The sequence below is a fragment of the Streptomyces sp. NPDC058257 genome (assembly GCF_042881845.1).
In the GTDB taxonomy this organism is placed as follows: Bacteria; Actinomycetota; Actinomycetes; order Streptomycetales; family Streptomycetaceae; genus Streptomyces.
In genome coordinates this window covers 90,932-107,056 of sequence record NZ_JBHVXJ010000021.1, presented here as the reverse complement: position 1 = coordinate 107,056, position 16,125 = coordinate 90,932, and the positions used below count along the sequence as shown (strand labels likewise).

The following is a 16,125-nucleotide window of genomic DNA, read 5'->3' as shown; positions in this document are numbered from 1 at the left end:
GGCGGGCGCTCAGCGCTCGTCCGGTTCGCCACCGAGGCGCAGGATGTGCTCCCCGCCGACTCCAGGCGGCGGCCCGCCGCCGCCGAGCACGGGTCCGCTCCCGCCCAGGACGGGGCCGCCCCCGAGGACCGGTCCCCGCAGTGCAGGCTCCTTGTGTCCGTTCGGGCCCGCTCCGTTGGTGCCCGGGCGGTTGAACTGCGTGTGGTAGAGCTCGGCGTAGAGACCTCCTGCCGCGAGGAGTTCCTCGTGCGTCCCGCTCTCGCGCACCTCGCCCTCGTCGATGACGAGGATCTGGTCCGCCTCGCGGATGGTGGACAGACGGTGCGCGATGACCAGGGAGGTCCTGTCCCGCAGCGCGGTGGTCAGCGCCTGTTGGATGGCCGCCTCGGACTCGGAGTCCAGGTGCGCGGTGGCCTCGTCGAGCACGACGACGGAAGGTGCCTTGAGGAGCAGCCTGGCGAGGGCGAGACGTTGTTTCTCGCCGCCGGAGAGGCGGTGGCCGCGGTCGCCGACCACGGTGTCGAGGCCGCTCGGCAGTGAGCGGATCAGGTCCCCGATCTGGGCCGCGTCGCAGGCTCGGAGCAGATCGCGCTGCGTGGCGTCGGGGCGTGCGTAGGACAGGTTGACGCGAATCGTGTCGTGGTAGAAGTGCGCGTCCTGGCTGACCACGCCGACGACGTCGCGCAGCGAGTCGAGGCTGACGTCGCGGATGTCGTGGCCGTCGATGCGGACGCTTCCCGACGTCGGGTCGTAGAGGCGGGACACGAGATGGGTGGTGGTGGTCTTGCCGCCGCCCGACGGGCCGACGAGGGCCGTGAGTTTGCCGGCCGGCACCCGGAAGGTCATCCCGTGGAGCACCTCCGCCGTCTCCTTGGCCCGTTCGACCGCGGACAGGGCGTTGGACTCCAGGGAGGCGAGGGACACCTCGCTGGCGCGCGGATAGCGGAAGGACACCTGGTCGAACTCGATCTCCGGCGCGGGGCCGCCGCCCGGCGCGGGGAGAGCGACCGCGTCCGGCTTCTCCTCGATGAGGGGCTTGAGGTCGAGGACCTCGAAGATCCGGTCGAAGCTGACGATCGCGGTCAGCGCGTTGGACTGCAGGGCGGACAGTTGCGTGATCGGCCCGTACAGCCGGCCGAGCAGCGCGGCCAGGGCCACCAGCGTGCCGATGCGGAACACGTCGTCGAGCACCAGGCGGCCGCCGACGCCGTAGACGAGGGCGGTCGTCAGTGACGCGAGGAGCGCCATGAAGATGAAGGAGAGCCTGCTGTAGACCGTCCAGACGACGCCGATCTGGCGCACGTCGCCCGCTCGGGCCTCGAACGCGGCGGCCTCCTCGCGCGGACGCCCGAAGAGCTTGGCGAGCATCGCGCCGCCCACGTTGAACCGCTCGTTGATGATGCCGCCCAGCTCGCCGTTCGCCTGCATCTGCGCCCTGGAGTAGTGCTGCAGGCGCCGCCCCACATAGATGCCGGGCGCGATGAACAGCGGCAGCATGACGATGGCGATCAGACTGATGAGCCAGGACAGATAGAACATCTCGGTGAGTACGAGCAGGACGGTGAGCACGCTGGTCGCGGAGACGAGCATCGTGGTGAGCGCCTGCTGGGCCAGCATGACGTCGCCGTTGAGGCGGCTGGCGAGCAGCCCCGTCTGCGTCCGGGTGAAGAACGCCATCGGCTGCCGCTGCACGTGCTTGAAGGCCTCGACCCGCAGATCGCGGCTGACGCCCTGTCCGATGCGCCCCGAGAAGTAGCTCTGTACGAGCTGCGCCACCGCGTCGACGAGGGCGAGTCCGGCGACGACGAGAGCCACGGCCGTGATGACTCCCGCATCGTCCTTGAGTATTCCGTCGTCGATGATCTTTTTCAGCAACAAGGGAGTCGACACGACGACGACGGAATCCACCACGGTAGTCAGCAGCAGAAAGAAGAACGCGGTTTTGTGCGGCTTCATGTAGGACATCGCCCGGCGCACTGATCCCGGCCGGAGCGATTGCCTCTGGGCCCCGGATTGTGGCCCTCCGACGGTAGGCCCACCAGGCCCTTGGGTGATCAACACTCGACGGAATCCTCCTGCTTCGGCATTACAGAACAGGGCTTGCTGATATTTCCTGAATTTCACTCACCCGCAGGACGATACCTTTCTGCATTCCAGCCATCTAGGCCCGGAATTTGGCACGGCAATGCGCAAGCGTAGAAAAAGCAACACGCGTGATTGCGCAGGGTGAACTGGCCCAGCGGAGAGGAGTGACTGAACAGGCGGAAGCGGTTGAGCAGGGCAGTGCTCACCTGGAGATTTCGACGGTCAGACGGTCATGGGAATTCCGGCGGTTTACGAGACCCGGCGTCCAACCGGGCAGTCTGCCCACTTGGACGCCCAGGACGTCCTACGCCGTCTCGGCGACCTTGCGCTGGACGCGGACCGCGACCTCCGCCCACATATCGGCGCACTCGTTGGCCAGGTAGGCCACGATCCGGCCGCAGTGCGGCGGCGTCTTGTCGATGATCTCGTCCCATTCCTCCGCGCTGATCGAGTGGAAGTTCAGCAGCCGCAGCAAGGTGCGGCCGGTCTCGCTGAAGCGCAGCGCCGGGTCCGCGTTGAGGCGTTTGATGACCGCGGCACGGTCCTGGACCGCGTCACGGACCGGCACGACGGTGGGTCCGGTGCCGCTCCTCGGGGCGCTCGTGAGGCTTTCGCCGCCACCTCGTTTCCCGCGCTGCGGCAGCGGGTCCTCCCCGCGCATCATCCGGTTGCGTACGTCGCGGACCGTCTCCGGGGAGATGGACGCGACCCGCGCTACCTGACGCAGGGACAACTGGGGGTTCTCCGCGATGAGTTCGCTCGCCACCCTGCGCCCCTCGGCGCCGTTGACCGGGCGCACCCGGCCGTCGTGGCCGATCCTGCTCGCTTCGCCGGCCTGCTCGGCCGGAGCGCGTCTGCGGATCTCCGCGACGGTTCCCGGGGCGATGCCGCTCACCGAGGCGATCATCCGGTCCGACCACTGCGGGTGCGAGGCGATGATGCGCCCCGCGGCACGCTTGCGATCCGCCGTGGTCAGCGGCAGACCGTGCGTGACGTTGGACTCGACGGCCAGGACGAAGGCGTCGGCCGTACCCCCTTCGAAGAACTTCACCGCGATCTTGCGTTGCCCCCGCAGCTCGGCGGCCCGCAGGCGGTGCAGTCCGTCGATGACGCGCATGGTCGAGCGGTGCACCGTGATGGGCGGCAGCGGGCTCTGCACCACCGCCAGCGCTTCCACGTGGTCCTGGTCTATTCCGGAGATCCGCGGTGAGTCGGCCGTCGACAGCGAACTGATCTCGATTTCGACGACCATAAGATGGTCTAACTGCTCATGCCCGAGTATTACCAACTCAAGTCCCCCTAGTGATCTGTTTTCACCCGTGCGCGCATGACCACCCGCCGGTCAGAATCGGCGCGGCATACGGGAGAGATCGACCATGAAGTGAAAAGTGGCACACACTCGGAAGACCGGTGCCCCCGGTGTCCGGGTGACGAACGAGGTGCATGGAAATACATCACCGCCACCGCGGTGATGAGCCCGAGCCGCACACCTCTCGTCGATTCGCAGAACTACACCCGCACTCGACGCCACTTCCCCTCCGGCGGGATTCCGCTCCGGTCCTGAACAAGAGCGGAATCCCACTGGCCGAACCACGCTCACCCTAACAACGTGCTTACAGGCCTGGTACCCCTCACTAGCAGAATTGATCTAGAGCTGGAAACCCCTATTCACCCCTATCGGGCGCCCAGTCCGACCCCGGCTCGCGCCGGAGGCCGCGTCAGCGTGCGGCCCATCAGCGGCGAAAGGACCGCGGCGATGTTCGCGAGCTCGCCGATCTCCGCCCCGGTCACGGCCTGATCGCCGTCGCAGAGCGCCGTACCGGGGTCGGGATGTACGTCGATGATGACGCCGTCCGCGCCGACGGCGACGGCGGCACGGGTGAGGGGGACGACGAGGTCGCGGCGGCCGCCCGAGTGCGAGGGGTCCACGATCACCGGCAGGTGGGAGAGCCGCTGGACCACCGGCACCGCGCTGATGTCAAGGGTGTTGCGGGTGGCGGTCTCGAACGTACGGATGCCGCGCTCGCAGAGCACGATGTCGAGGTTGCCCCGCTGCGCGATGTACTCCGCCGCCATCAGCCACTCCTCGATCGTGGCGCCGAAGCCGCGCTTGAGCAGCACGGGCCGCCCGGCCGCGCCGACCGCCTGAAGGAGCGCGAAGTTGTGCATGTTGCGGGTGCCGATCTGCAGCATGTCCGCGTAGGGGGCGACCAGTTCGACACCGGCCGGGTCGATGACCTCGGTGACCACCGGGAGCCCCGTCTCGTCCCTGACGTCGGCGAGGATGCGCAGCCCCCTCTCGCCGAGGCCCTGGTAGGCGTACGGGGATGTACGCGGTTTGAAGGCCCCGCCGCGCAGCAGCGAGGCCCCGGCCGCCTTGGCCAAGTGCGCCGCGGCCAGCGCCTGTTCGGGGCTCTCCACCGCGCACGGCCCCGCGATCACGGTCAGGGTGTCGGGCCCGATGGGTACGCCTGACACCCTGACCACGGACCGGTCGGGGTGGTGCTCCCTGCTGACCAGCTTGTACGGCACCGAGATCCGCACGACGTCGAGGACACCGCGCCGGTTGGACAGATTGAGGGAGTCGAAGGCGTCCACGTCTCCCACGAGACCGACGATGGTGCGAGTCACGCCGCGGCTGACGAACGCGTCACCGCCCGCCGCCCGCACCAGCTCGACGACCGCGTCCACGTCCTGCTGTGTGGCCTCGGGGGCCATCACGACCACCATGTGGGTTCCTCCCGTTGTCTGGGACGGCTTCGCCGTGTCCGGTGGCGCGTGCGGTCGGGGGATTCCGTCAAGCGCCGTGACCACGCTAAGAGTTCGCGGCCGGACCCTCAACGGATTGCCGGGTCATCGTCCAACTGCGCAAATTCCAGCCCACGTTGGAGCGGGCCCGTCCGCGGCGGGAAGGAGACCTCGATCACGAGTCCGCCACCGGGGCGGGCGTGAGCGCTGATCACGGCGTCGTGAGCGGTGGCGATGGCGCGGACGATGGAGAGACCGAGCCCGTGATGGCCGTCGCCCGCGGTGCGGCCGAGCCGCTGGAACGGTTCGAAGAGCTGCTCCACCTGGTCGGGCGGCACCTTGGGCCCGGTGTTCGCCACGGCGACGACCGCCCGCCCGGCGTCGGTGCGCGTGGTGATCTCCACCCGCCCGCCGGGGGTGTTGTAGCCCATCGCGTTGTCCACCAGATTGGCCACGAGGCGTTGGACGAGCGCCGTGTCGCCCGACGCTTCGGCGGGCCCGATGGTCGTCTCGATGCGCACACGCCGTGGCCCCGCCTCCGGGCGCGAGGCCTCCACGACCTCCTCGGCGACGGCCGCCAGGTCGAGCGGTTCGCGGCGGTCGAGACCGCGCTCGCTGCTGGACAGGGTGAGCAGCGACTCCAGGAGCCGGGCCTGCTGCTCGCTGATCGCGAGGAGCCGTTCGAAGTTCGACCGGAACGATTCACGGGTGGCGTCGCGGTCGATGAGGGACTCCTCAAGAAGCGCGTGCTCCAGGGTGAGCGGCGTACGCAGCTCGTGCGCGGCGTTGGCGACGAAGCGTTTGTGGGAGTCCAGAGCCGTCTCCAGACGGCCGAGGAGTCCGTCGACGGTGTCGGCGAGGTCCTTCAGCTCGTCGGCGGGACCGACGACGGCAAGCCGCTCGTGGACGTTGCGGGCCGAGATGCGCTGGATGCTGCCCGTCATCGTGCGCAGGGGACGCAGGACGCGCCCGGCGACCAGCCAGCCGAGGACGATCGCGATCACGGCCATGATCGCCAGCGCGATGCCCGACTGGACAAGGAGGTGGTCCATCTCGATCTCGTGCTGCCGCAGCGCCTGGTCGCGCAGTTGCTGCGTGATGTCGTTCAGCTGGACGGAGGAGTTGGCCTCGGGATAGCCGAGGTAGAGCCGTCCGTCCGCGCCCGGCGAGAGCACGGGTTCGCCGCCCCGGTTCTTGACGAGGACGAGGTTCGCCGGAGTGCGGGCGACGAGCAGATTGGTGATGGCGAGCAGCACCACGCCCGAGGCGACGAACAGCACCCCGTACAGAAGGGTCAGGCGGACGCGGACGCGCCGCGGCAGCAGTCGGCGGACCAGTCCCTGTGACACGGTGACGAGCGAGCGCAGGCGCATGGGCATCTCAAATCCGGTAGCCGCCCCGGGGAACGGTCTCGATCACGGGCGGGTCGCCGAGCTTCGGGCGCAGCCGGTTGATGGTCGCCTTGACCGTCGTGGTGAACGGATCGGCCGCCTCGTCCCACACCCGCTCGAGGAGCTCCTCCGCCGGCACCACCCGGCCCTGGGCGGCGAGCAGATACTCGAGTACCGCGAATTCCTTGGGTGTCAGCGCGAGGCGCACCCCGGCACGCGACGCGATCCGCTGGGCCGGGTCGAGCCGCAGGTCGCCCTGTTCGAGGATCGGCGGCAGCGCGGGCTGCGAACGGCGGGCGAGCGCGCGGATGCGGGCGACGAGTTCGGCGTACGCGAAGGGCTTGGGGAGGTAGTCGTCCGCGCCGAGGCTGAACCCCTCCACCCGGTGGGCGATCGTGCCGGACGCGGTGAGCATCAGGACCCGGGCGTGCACCGGCTGGGTGGCGAGCGCGCTGCACACCTGGTCGCCGTGGACTCCGGGGAGGTCCCGGTCGAGCACGACCACGTCGTATTCGACAACCGTTGTGCGCTCCAGTGCATCGGAGCCGTCGTACACGACGTCGACCGCCATCCCCTCGCGGCGCAGCACGCGCGCCACCGAATGTGCGAGCTCGGCGTGATCCTCGACCACCAGTACCCTCATCGCCCACCCCTCGTCCGGCACGTCACGAACGGAGGGGAGGAGTGGCGGACAACGCCGCCGCGGCAGAGGCTGATCATGCGGCACCACGTTGCCCGATCCCACGTCACACACCGGTCACAGCTCCGGCGACGGCCCCCCGCCAACATGCTCTCGTGTTCGACCTTCCGCTGACGGAAGCCTACCGCCGCGGTGGCGGATCCTCCGGTCACAGATTCGCGGACCGCAGTGTGACCGGCCGCCGCGTAGAAACGGAAGCGCGATCGCAACGCCCTTACGTGGAGCGCCCGTACATGGTCAGAGAGGAGATGCAGGCCGTGGTCACCCACCCGCACGGCGACCCGCATCTCCCGCAGCCTCTACACGACGCGAAGACGGTCGCAGGCCCCACCGTCCTTGTGCCCCTCGCGGCGCCCCTCCCGGCGCCCCTCCCGCCTGCCGGGCACCGCGACGGGTACGGGAGCGGGGCTGAGTTTCGCCGCCAGGTCAGCCCGGCGTTGGACGGCGAGCTTGCGGTAGGCGCGCGTGAGGTGCTGCTCGACGGTACTGATCGTGATGAACAGCTTGTCGGCGATCTGCCGGTTGGTGTGACCGCGGGCCGCGAGCGTCGCCACCCGCAGCTCCGCGTCGCTGAGCTCGTCGGCCTTGCGGCGGGCACCGGACGGCCATGGCTCGGCGGCGGTGAGGGAGTTCCCGGTGTCGGCCACCGACGACACCCTGGGGACGGGGACCCCGCACTCCCGTCCCAACTGCTGCGCCTTGCGGGCCAGTGCCCGTGCCTGACCGCTGTTGCCGAGCTCTCGATGGGCGCGGGCCAGCTCGTCCGTCGCGCGGGCCAGCTCCACGCGGTGGCCGCGCTCCCGCAGGATGTCGATGGCTTCGCCGAGGAGCGGCAGCCGGCGCCCCGGGCGGAGCGCGCTCGCCAGGACCCGCAGCGAGACGCCTCGTGTCCACGCCTCCGGGCCGGACGTGCCGCCGGACAGGACCAGTTGCTCCTGCGCGAGCGTCCGGGCCCGGTCCTCGTCACCGAGCAGCAGGTGGGCCTCGGCCGCGTCGGTCCGCCACGGGACCAGGGCGGGCAGGTCGAACTCCCAGCGGGCCATGAGGTCGCCGCAGGTGTGGAAGTCGTCGAGCGCGGCATAGGGGCGTCCGGCGGCGAGGTAGTAGTGACCGCGCGCCCGGAGGTAGAGCAGTCCGTCGGGGGTGTGGAACGCCGTCTCCGGTATCGGGACGCCCAGTTGGGCCGCGGCCTCGTCGAGCCGGCCCATGGCGGTCTTGGCGTAGACCGAGGTGGCGATCGGCGAGGCGATGGCCACGCCCCACCCCTCGGGCGGTACGAGCGTGACCGCCAGGTCCGCCGACTCCGCCGCGGCGGCGAGCCCGCCAAGCCTGAGTTCGACGCGCGCCTTGGCCGCGGCGAGCAGGGCCTGCCACATGGGTGCGCGACGCTCGGCGGCTTCCTTGCACAGGGTCTCGCACCAGAAGGCCGCCGTGTCCAGACGGTCGGCGAGGACAAGGGAGTTGAGGGCGACCATGAGCGCCGTCAGCGTGCCGTCGTCGAGACGGGTGCTCTGCAGGATCTGCTCCGCCCGGACCACCACGTCGTCGCCCGCGCCGTCGAGAACCGACTTCATCAGGGTCGCCGCACGCTGATGGGGACTGCGCGCCGGCGTCCGCGCGCGCCGCTCGGTTTCGCCGTGGCGGGCGCGGGCGCGGGCGGAGCCGGGGAGTCCCGGATATTCGTACGCCATCCAGGACCGGACGGAGTCGAGCCCGCGCGAGGCTTCCGCCTCCGGCTGCCGGGAGACTTCGGTGCCGTTCCCGGTGCCGTTTCGCTCGGCGGCGCCGAGTATCTCAAGGGCCGGGTCCACCTGGCCGAACCAGAGCAGGTGGCAGACGAGTTCGAGGGTTTGCCGACTACCGAGGCCGCCGTCGAGCGCGTCGGCCGTGAGCTCGGGCAGATGCCGGGCGGCGGTGGCCGGGTTCTGCCGCCATCCGGCCCGGGTGAGCGCCTCCCTGATCGCCACGGACTGCCGGGCGTCGGTGCAGGTGTCGCGAGCCGCGCGCAGGCAGGTGAGGGCCAGCTCGACCTCGTCGTCGGCCAGCGCGCGCTCGGCCGCTTCGAGGAGCGTGCTGAGCGCCCATGGGGCGTCGATGGGCTCGGCCGCGATCAGATGCTGCACCACCACGGTCGCCGCCTCGCCGTGCTCGTGCAGCACTTGGGCGACGCGGGCCTCGAGGCGGGCGCGGTGTGCGGGCTCCATGCTCCGCAGGACCGCCGCCTTGCCCGCTTCGTGGCGGAACCAGCCGGAGTCGAGCAGCCCCGCGTCGTTCAGGGCGCGCAGGCTGCGGTGGACCGACTCCCGGCTGGTTCCCAGGACTTCCACCAGTTCGGCGAGCGGCACCTCCGGGCCGACGACCGCGAGGGCCCACGCGGTGTGCCGCGTCGACACGTCGTTGCGGAACAGGCCGGTGGCGACGGCCTGTGCGAAGGCCTCGCCCGGCACGAGGCCCGTGGTGCCGCAGCCGCCGCCGTCCGACGCACGGCGGTCCTCGATCAACGCCCGCGTGAGGAGCGGATTGCCGCCGCCCGTCCGATGGAGCTCCGAGACGAGCTGGCGCGTCCCCCACCCCTCGCCACCGAATCCGGAGATCATTTCGGCCACTCCATGCCGCCCGAGTGGCCCGAGCCTGATACTGCGGCAGCCCGGCAGACGCAGCAAGTCAACGTGTAATCGCGTATTTCCGGCCAGAAATCCGTTGTTCTCTCCCAGGACCACCAGAATTCGGCTGGCGTCAAGTCGACGTGCCAGGTACAGGACGCATTCCAGGGAGTGCCTGTCGGCGTGATGCACGTCGTCGATGCTGAGGACCACCGGCCTTTCTCTGGCCTGCTCCAGGACAATCCCACAGAGCTTGGGAATCTCATTCATCATGGCGGCCGGCAACACCCCCTCGGCCCGGCGAATCTGTGCGGCCACCGCCATCAGCTCCACGAGGCGGGCCGCCCGCCTGGCGTCGGCGCCCGGCAGATCCGCGCCGAGCAACAACTGCCCCATCACACCAAGAGGCAGATCACTCTCCGCCTCTGACGCCGTGGCCTGCAGGAACAACGCACCCGCAGCATTTGCGCGTTCACTGAACGCACGCAACAGCGCGGTTTTCCCGCTGGCCACCGCGCCGCTTACCAAGAGAACTCCACCATGCCCCGCCACGCAGGCGTCGAGCATGCCATCCATGATCGAGAATTCTTCCCCACGCTCCACCAAGTTCATGAGCCGACTTCTCCCCCGCGCCTGACGGCTGATCCTAGAGCGGCCGGACGGTCAGCCGGTTCTCACCTTTCGACATGCCCGGCCACTTGCTTGAATACTCTGCCATATCTGAAAATCAACCACCAGCGTTATTTGACTCAATGGTGTCGAATAACCGTCGTGAACGCGCCACTTGGCCGACGACCGGACCTCCCTGTTCCATATCGACGACAAACTCCCGCGATATTGCCGGAGACACGGAAAACAATGGATTCCCGGAAGGTTCTGCCGGAGACGCGCAAAGAGACTCCAGAGACGGCAGACAACCCTTGTGACGATTGAACCGACAGAACGATTGGCGCGATCGGCACGGCTCGGCCGCACGGGGTGTGACTGATTCATCGCACTCACGCACCCGCGACGACTTCCGCATCGCCCGTCGCTTCCCCACTGTCTGCGACGCATCCGTGACCTGCGGCGATCGGTGCCCAACACCCCATGCTCAAGGTGATGTTGCTATGGCAGACTGCGGCAGTCCAAGCGCCGCTCAGCAGCAACGGAGTACGTCATGAACGCAGATGCGCCCAGGCAGACGATCGACACCAGCCACCCGCATCCCGCGCGTGTCTACGACTGGCTGCTCGGCGGCAAGGACAACTACCCCGTGGACGAGGCGGTGGGCGAGAAGCTGCCGCCCGAGGCGAAGGACGCCGCACGGCAGAACCGCGCGTTCATGAACCGCGCGGCCGCCTGGCTCGCCTCCCAGGGCGTGGACCAGTTCCTCGACATCGGCACCGGAATCCCCACCGCTCCGAACCTGCACCAGATCGTCCAGGAGGTCGTGCCGTCGGCGCGCGTCGTCTACACCGACAACGACCCCATCGTGCTGCGCCATGCGGAGGCCCTGCTGGTCAGCCGTCCCGAGGGGATGACCGACTACATACAGGCGGATGTCCGCGAGCCGCGGGAGATCCTCGACCACGCCCGCACCCTGCTCGACTTCGAGCGCCCGATCGCCCTCTCCCTGATCGCGCTCATGCACTTCCTGCCCGACGACCAGGACCCCTACGGCATCGTGGGCACACTGGTCGACGCCCTGCCCTCCGGCAGCCACCTGGTCCTCTCGCACGCCTCGTCCGACGTCTTCCCGGAGCTGTCCGCGCAGGTCACCGCGGAGTACGCGAAGGGCGGCATCGAGCTCGGCTTCCGTACCCGCGCCGAGTTCGGCCGCTTCTTCGACGGCCTCGACCTCGTTGAGCCGGGCCTGGTGACGGCCACGGAGTGGTTCAAGGACACCGCGCGGCCGGACACGGCGGACGGCGGGATCTACGCGGCCGTGGCGCGCATTCCCTGACCCGCACGAGGGTGCCGGTCACATGGTCCGGGCAGAGAGGCTCAGGGGGAACGCTGAGCCTCGTACGCCTCAGCCTCAGCCGTCACCCGAGCCGTCGGCCGCCGATTCGCTGCGCTCATTGGCGCGGTCGATCTCCACCATGTGCTCCTCGGCCCACGCCCTGACCGCGGCGAGCGGAACCTCCAGGGAAAGCCCCAGGCCGGTCAGCCGGTAGTGCACCCGTGGCGGCACCGTCGGCTCCACCCGGCGGGCGACCAGGCCGTCGCGCGCCATGCCCCGCAGGGTCGTGGACAGCATCTTCTGCGATACGCCAGGCATCCGGCGCCGCAGCTCGGCGAAGCGCACCTCGTCCGGCTCGGCCTCCGCGAGGATCTTGACCGCCATCGACGTCCACTTCGTACCGATGCGGTCGAGGAGGCGACGCGTCGGGCATTCGGGATCGAAGAGATCGCCGCGCGCCCCCGGCTTGGGAGGGGTGGTCACTTCGGGCTCACCACCTGTCCAGAAAGTGCCTTCTTGGCAGTCCAGGCACGGTTACCTAGCCTCATTTAGTCACCAATGGTAACCACCTCGGAGTCAACCCATCATGCGCCTCCCCCCGACTGAACCCCCCTCGCCCGCCACCCCTGCCCCCACCGTCTCCGCGCCCGCCGTCTCCCTGCGGCAGATCACCACCAACGGCATCACCGCCAACGTGGCGATCGCCGGCACCGGCCCCGCCGTCCTGCTGCTCCACGGCTTCCCCCACACCTGGCAGCTCTGGAGCGAGGTCATTGAGCAGCTCGCCCTGCGGCACCGCGTCATCGCCCCGGACCTGCGCGGACTCGGCGCCAGCACGCGCGCGGCCGACGGCTACGACGCGGGGACTCTCGCCACCGACGCCGAAGGTCTCCTCGACGCGCTCGGGGAGCGGAGTGCGGCGGTCGTCGGCATCGACGCGGGCACGCCGCCCGCCTTCCTTCTCGCGCACCGACGACCCGATCTCGTACGCAGGCTCGTGGTCATGGAGTCACTCCTGGGGCCGCTGCCCGGCGCGGAGGACTTCCTCGCCGGTGGTCCGCCGTGGTGGTTCGGCTTCCACTCGGTGCCGGGGCTCGCCGAGAGCGTCCTGGCCGGGCACGAGGCGGAGTACGTCGACTATTTCCTGAGCACCGGCACGCGGGGCCGCGGTGTCTCCGAGCACGTCCGCGACGCCTTCCTCGGCGCCTACACCGGGCATGACGCTCTGCGTTGCGCCTTCTCCCACTACCGGGCCATGCCCACGAGCGGGCGGCAGATCCAGGACGCCGCCGCACACGCCCGGCTCACCATGCCGACGATGGCGATCGGCTCCCACCCCGTCGGAGCGGCTCTTGAACGGCAGCTGCGCCCCATAGCCGACGACCTGACCGGCCACCTCATCGAGGACTGCGGCCACATCATCCCGCTGGACCGCCCCCGGGCCCTGCTCGACCTGATCGCCCCTTTCCTCGCCGCCGATCGCCCCGGCCGGGAGGGCCGGTGACCCGGCTAGTGACCGGTTAGTGACCGGCGAACATGTCGAGAAGGCCCTGCGGCGCGTCGGCCCGGAAGCAGCGGACGAGACTGTCGGCGGACTCGGCGGCGGCGTTCTCGCTGCGCGGGAACAGCGCCTCTTCGTAGGCGGCGAGCGCGGCTTCGGTGTCGCCGGGGCGCGCGGCGATGGCACCGGCGAGTTCGGCCCCGTCGAACATGGCGAGGTTGGCACCCTCCCCCGCGAAGGGGGACATGAGGTGGGCCGCGTCGCCGAGCAGCGTGACCCCCGGGACACGGTCCCAGCGGTGGCCGATCGGCAGGGTGTGGACGCGGCGCGGGATCAGTGCGCCGTCGGCGTCGGCGACGAGTGCCTGGAGGCTCTTGTCCCAGTCGGCGAAGTGCTCCAGTACGGCGGCCTTGGCGAGGTCGGTGCGGTCGGCGGTGAAGTCGATGGAGGAGATCCAGTCCTCCGGGACCTTGAGCGCGGTGTAGATGTGCAGGCTGCCGTCGATCTCGCGGTGGGCGAGGAATCCCTTGCCCTCGCCGAGCGCGAAGAGCATGCCGCCGCCCACGACGGCGGCGCTGTCGGGGTGACGGACATCGGCGTCGACGAGGTCCACCTCGACGAAGGAGATGCCGGAGTAGGCGGGGGAGGCGTCCGAGACCAGGGGGCGGATCCGGGACCAGGCCCCGTCGGCGCCGATGAGCAGGTCGGTGGTGAAGGTGGAGTCGTCGGCGAGGGTCACCTCGTGGCGACCGCCACCGAGCGGACGCGCACCGGTGACCTTCGCGCCCCAGTGGACTGCGCCGTCGGGCAGCGAACCGAGCAGCAGGTCGCGCAGTTGGCCGCGCTCGACCTCGGGGCGCCCGCCGTCCCCGTCGTCCGCCTCCTCCATGCGGACGACGGCGTCCTTGTCGAGGACGCGCATGGCCTGGCCGCCGGAGTGGATGAGCGCGCGGAAGTCTTCGTACAGGTCGGCGGCGCGCAGGGCCGCCTGCCCGGACTCCTCGTGGATGTCGAGCATGCCGCCCTGGCCGCGGGCGGCCTGTGACGCCTCCAGGTCGTACAGGGCGGCGTCGATGCCGTTGACGTGCAGAACGCGGGCGAGGGTAAGGCCCCCGAGGCCCGCGCCGACGATGGCGATGGGGTGATGAGGCCGGTGAGCGGTCTGGGAGTGGTGCGTGGTCATGGCGCTGCTCCTTCGCGTGACGGGGGTGCGGTGGGGGTGCCGGCGCTCAGCTCCGGATGCCGTCGGCCGGGACGGGTGTGCTCAGGATTCCGTTGATCAGCGTGCGGAAGCCCCAGGAGACGCGGGCCTCCGGCCGGCCGGACAGGAGCTCGGCAGCCAGTCCGGCGACGTGCGGATGGGTCTCTTCCGACGCGCCCCTCAGCGCTCCGGCGACCGCGTCCCACTCCCCCTGGGCGGCGCCGGGAGCCCGGTCGTCCGGGGAGTGCTCGGCGGCGGTCGCTGTGGCGTACTGCAGCAGCAGGTCGACGCCCCAGGCCGCCTGCCCGGGCGGGACCCCGCCCTCGTCGAGCAGGGCGAGCAGCGTCTCGATCAGACGCAGGTAGTGCTCACCGCTCGGCCGCGCCACGAGCGCGGCCCTGGCGAGGCCGCGGTACCGGAAGAGCACGCCGGTGTAGGAGGTGAGCACCTCCTCCAGGCGCTCGCGCCAGTCGCCCCCGTCCGGCGCCGCCTCGACCGTGCCGAGGAGCTCGTCGAGGATCGCCGCGTGCAGCTCGGCGGTGCCGCCGACGTAGACGTAGAGGGAGGCGGGCCCGGTGTCGAGCTCCTGGGCGAGCCGACGCATGGTCACCTTGCCCAGGCCGTCGGCGCGCACGATCTCCACGGCGACGGCCACGATCCCGGCCCGTGTCAGGGCCGGTTTCGCCGGGCGCTCACGGCGGCTGCGCGGGGCATCGGAATCAGCTGTCATACGAACAGCATAACGAACATGTTCGTCACGAGCACGTTCGGAGCGAACGCGTTCGCTCCGAAGCCGCCCACAAGGTCTCGCGGCACTGTGACATCCGCGCTTGCAGTGGCTTGGTTGGCGATCAGCAGGGGCGGGCATCACCGTGGGGCAGGATCGACCACGCAAGACATGCCGGGGGCCCGGTGAGTGGATCCCGTCACGAACGCACCGGTTGTCCCAGGGGAGGGAAGTGAGTCGCCATGCGTGCGTACCAGCGCACCCATCGGCACGTCGCCCGCGTCGAGTACGCACTGCCGCAGGAGGCCGCATCGGCCGGCCGGGCGCGGAGGTTGACCTCCGCGTTCCTGACCCGGCCCCGTCGGCACCTCACGGAAGTGGACGCCGAACGGGTGGACGACGCCACGCTGATCGTGTCCGAACTTGTCACCAACGCCACCCAGCACGGTCACAGCCCCTGCCGCCTGCGCCTTGAGGTGTCCGACGACCACGTGACCGTCGAAGTCCACGACGCGAGCCCTGTCGGCCCACGGGTCCTCAAGCCGAGCACCGAGCGGGACAGCGGACGGGGCCTCGCGATGGTGCGGCACCTCGCCGCGCGCCTCGAGGTCGTCGGCAGCGGCCGCCACGGCAAGGCGGTCCGTGCGGTGCTCGCCCTACGGCACCTGGAGCCCCGGCCTCGGCTGCAACCTCCGCGCAACCTCGTCCGGAGTTGACTGGGCCACCGCCTCGACGGCGGCCCGGTGACCGGTGACCAAGGAGCGGCAGCCCATGACCGACGACCCGCGCGTGGAGCTGACCCCCGCCGCAGCCGATCTGCTGCGGCGGCTGCGGGAGGCCCACGGACCGCTGATGTTCCATCAGTCCGGCGGCTGCTGCGACGGCAGCGCGCCCATGTGCTACCCGGAGGGCGAGTTCCGGACCGGCGACTCCGATGTGCGCCTGGCGTCGCTCGACGTCGAAGGGGTGGCGGAACCGGTCGCGTTCTGGATGTCGAGGAGTCAGTTCGACGTGTGGAGCCATACCCGGCTGATCGTCGACGTGGTGCCGGGCCGCGGCAGCGGCTTCTCCCTCGAAGCCCCGGAAGGCGTACGTTTCCTCATTCGTTCCCGGCTGATCGGCGCCTAGCCACCGGCCCTGCACCCGTCCGGCGGTGCCCTCTGGTGCGCTCTCCGACCGGCCCTCACACTGGGTCAGTTGGTCGGCCAGGGCGACTTCAGGGGG

The 16,125-nt window shown here is 70.1% G+C and carries 13 protein-coding genes and 1 pseudogene; 4 read left to right on the top strand and 10 right to left on the bottom strand.

The features are described 5' to 3' along the window. Window positions 1–9: 9 nt before the first annotated feature. The 7 genes and pseudogenes from ACFVXC_RS34910 to ACFVXC_RS34880 all read right to left on the bottom strand — a co-directional run. Window positions 10–1,956: an ABC transporter ATP-binding protein gene (locus ACFVXC_RS34910; protein WP_389913902.1), complete on the bottom strand. Its 1,947-nt coding sequence runs from the start codon at window positions 1,954–1,956 to the stop codon at window positions 10–12. 433 nt (window positions 1,957–2,389) lie between these two features. Beyond that, window positions 2,390–3,337: a streptomycin biosynthesis protein gene (locus ACFVXC_RS34905; protein ID WP_389913899.1), complete on the bottom strand. Its 948-nt coding sequence runs from the start codon at window positions 3,335–3,337 to the stop codon at window positions 2,390–2,392. Window positions 3,338–3,759: 422 nt separating this feature from the next. Next, complete coding sequence (aroF, locus tag ACFVXC_RS34900) at window positions 3,760–4,815, bottom strand: 3-deoxy-7-phosphoheptulonate synthase (RefSeq protein ID WP_389913897.1); 1,056 nt, start codon at window positions 4,813–4,815, stop codon at window positions 3,760–3,762. A 107-nt stretch (window positions 4,816–4,922) separates the two neighbouring features. Then, the gene (locus ACFVXC_RS34895) at window positions 4,923–6,212 is read right to left on the bottom strand and encodes a sensor histidine kinase (protein ID WP_389913894.1); all 1,290 of its coding nucleotides are present in this window, start codon (window positions 6,210–6,212) and stop codon (window positions 4,923–4,925) included. A 1-nt stretch (window position 6,213) separates the two neighbouring features. After that, complete coding sequence (locus tag ACFVXC_RS34890; RefSeq protein WP_389913891.1) at window positions 6,214–6,867, bottom strand: response regulator transcription factor; 654 nt, start codon at window positions 6,865–6,867, stop codon at window positions 6,214–6,216. A gap of 356 nt (window positions 6,868–7,223) precedes the next feature. Then, the gene (locus tag ACFVXC_RS34885) at window positions 7,224–9,521 is read right to left on the bottom strand and encodes a LuxR C-terminal-related transcriptional regulator (RefSeq protein ID WP_389914024.1); all 2,298 of its coding nucleotides are present in this window, start codon (window positions 9,519–9,521) and stop codon (window positions 7,224–7,226) included. Window positions 9,522–9,650: 129 nt separating this feature from the next. Continuing rightward, window positions 9,651–10,139, bottom strand: a pseudogene (locus tag ACFVXC_RS34880) (ATP-binding protein); the annotation flags it as partial. Window positions 10,140–10,686: 547 nt separating this feature from the next. Between ACFVXC_RS34880 and ACFVXC_RS34875 the strand changes: the two are divergent. Then, a complete protein-coding gene (locus ACFVXC_RS34875) occupies window positions 10,687–11,472 on the top strand; it encodes an SAM-dependent methyltransferase (RefSeq protein ID WP_389913889.1) in 786 nt (261 codons plus the stop codon). Window positions 11,473–11,547: 75 nt separating this feature from the next. On the opposite strand, the gene ACFVXC_RS34870 is transcribed toward ACFVXC_RS34875, so the two are convergent. Then, window positions 11,548–11,955: a winged helix-turn-helix transcriptional regulator gene (locus ACFVXC_RS34870; protein WP_389913886.1), complete on the bottom strand. Its 408-nt coding sequence runs from the start codon at window positions 11,953–11,955 to the stop codon at window positions 11,548–11,550. Window positions 11,956–12,058: 103 nt separating this feature from the next. Between ACFVXC_RS34870 and ACFVXC_RS34865 the strand changes: the two genes are divergently transcribed. Then, window positions 12,059–12,976: an alpha/beta fold hydrolase gene (locus tag ACFVXC_RS34865; protein ID WP_389913883.1), complete on the top strand. Its 918-nt coding sequence runs from the start codon at window positions 12,059–12,061 to the stop codon at window positions 12,974–12,976. A 16-nt stretch (window positions 12,977–12,992) separates the two neighbouring features. Here ACFVXC_RS34865 and ACFVXC_RS34860 read toward each other — a convergent pair whose 3' ends face one another. Together ACFVXC_RS34860 and ACFVXC_RS34855 are read right to left on the bottom strand one after the other, a co-directional pair. Continuing rightward, window positions 12,993–14,156, bottom strand: a complete 1,164-nt coding sequence (locus ACFVXC_RS34860) for an FAD-dependent oxidoreductase (protein WP_389913880.1) — start codon at window positions 14,154–14,156, stop codon at window positions 12,993–12,995. Window positions 14,157–14,202: 46 nt separating this feature from the next. Continuing rightward, a complete protein-coding gene (locus tag ACFVXC_RS34855) occupies window positions 14,203–14,904 on the bottom strand; it encodes a TetR/AcrR family transcriptional regulator (protein WP_389913877.1) in 702 nt (233 codons plus the stop codon). A 239-nt stretch (window positions 14,905–15,143) separates the two neighbouring features. On the opposite strand from ACFVXC_RS34855, the gene ACFVXC_RS34850 reads away from it, so the two are divergent. Together ACFVXC_RS34850 and ACFVXC_RS34845 are read left to right on the top strand one after the other, a co-directional pair. Then, complete coding sequence (locus tag ACFVXC_RS34850) at window positions 15,144–15,617, top strand: ATP-binding protein (protein ID WP_389913874.1); 474 nt, start codon at window positions 15,144–15,146, stop codon at window positions 15,615–15,617. 55 nt (window positions 15,618–15,672) lie between these two features. Beyond that, window positions 15,673–16,029: a DUF779 domain-containing protein gene (locus ACFVXC_RS34845; protein ID WP_389913872.1), complete on the top strand. Its 357-nt coding sequence runs from the start codon at window positions 15,673–15,675 to the stop codon at window positions 16,027–16,029. Window positions 16,030–16,125 lie beyond the last annotated feature (96 nt).

Bases quoted from the DNA above. Each gene is read 5' to 3' on its own strand.
- ACFVXC_RS34910 (WP_389913902.1), bottom strand. From the start codon at position 1,956: ATGAAGCCGCACAAAACCGCGTTCTTCTTTCTGCTGCTGACTACCGTG.
- ACFVXC_RS34890 (WP_389913891.1), bottom strand. From the start codon at position 6,867: ATGAGGGTACTGGTGGTCGAGGATCACGCCGAGCTCGCACATTCGGTG.
- ACFVXC_RS34905 (WP_389913899.1), bottom strand. From the start codon at position 3,337: ATGGTCGTCGAAATCGAGATCAGTTCGCTGTCGACGGCCGACTCACCG.
- ACFVXC_RS34855 (WP_389913877.1), bottom strand. From the start codon at position 14,904: ATGACAGCTGATTCCGATGCCCCGCGCAGCCGCCGTGAGCGCCCGGCG.
- ACFVXC_RS34860 (WP_389913880.1), bottom strand. From the start codon at position 14,156: ATGACCACGCACCACTCCCAGACCGCTCACCGGCCTCATCACCCCATC.
- ACFVXC_RS34875 (WP_389913889.1), top strand. From the start codon at position 10,687: ATGAACGCAGATGCGCCCAGGCAGACGATCGACACCAGCCACCCGCAT.
- ACFVXC_RS34850 (WP_389913874.1), top strand. From the start codon at position 15,144: ATGCGTGCGTACCAGCGCACCCATCGGCACGTCGCCCGCGTCGAGTAC.
- ACFVXC_RS34845 (WP_389913872.1), top strand. From the start codon at position 15,673: ATGACCGACGACCCGCGCGTGGAGCTGACCCCCGCCGCAGCCGATCTG.
- aroF (WP_389913897.1), bottom strand. From the start codon at position 4,815: ATGGTGGTCGTGATGGCCCCCGAGGCCACACAGCAGGACGTGGACGCG.
- ACFVXC_RS34885 (WP_389914024.1), bottom strand. From the start codon at position 9,521: ATGATCTCCGGATTCGGTGGCGAGGGGTGGGGGACGCGCCAGCTCGTC.
- ACFVXC_RS34865 (WP_389913883.1), top strand. From the start codon at position 12,059: ATGCGCCTCCCCCCGACTGAACCCCCCTCGCCCGCCACCCCTGCCCCC.
- ACFVXC_RS34895 (WP_389913894.1), bottom strand. From the start codon at position 6,212: ATGCCCATGCGCCTGCGCTCGCTCGTCACCGTGTCACAGGGACTGGTC.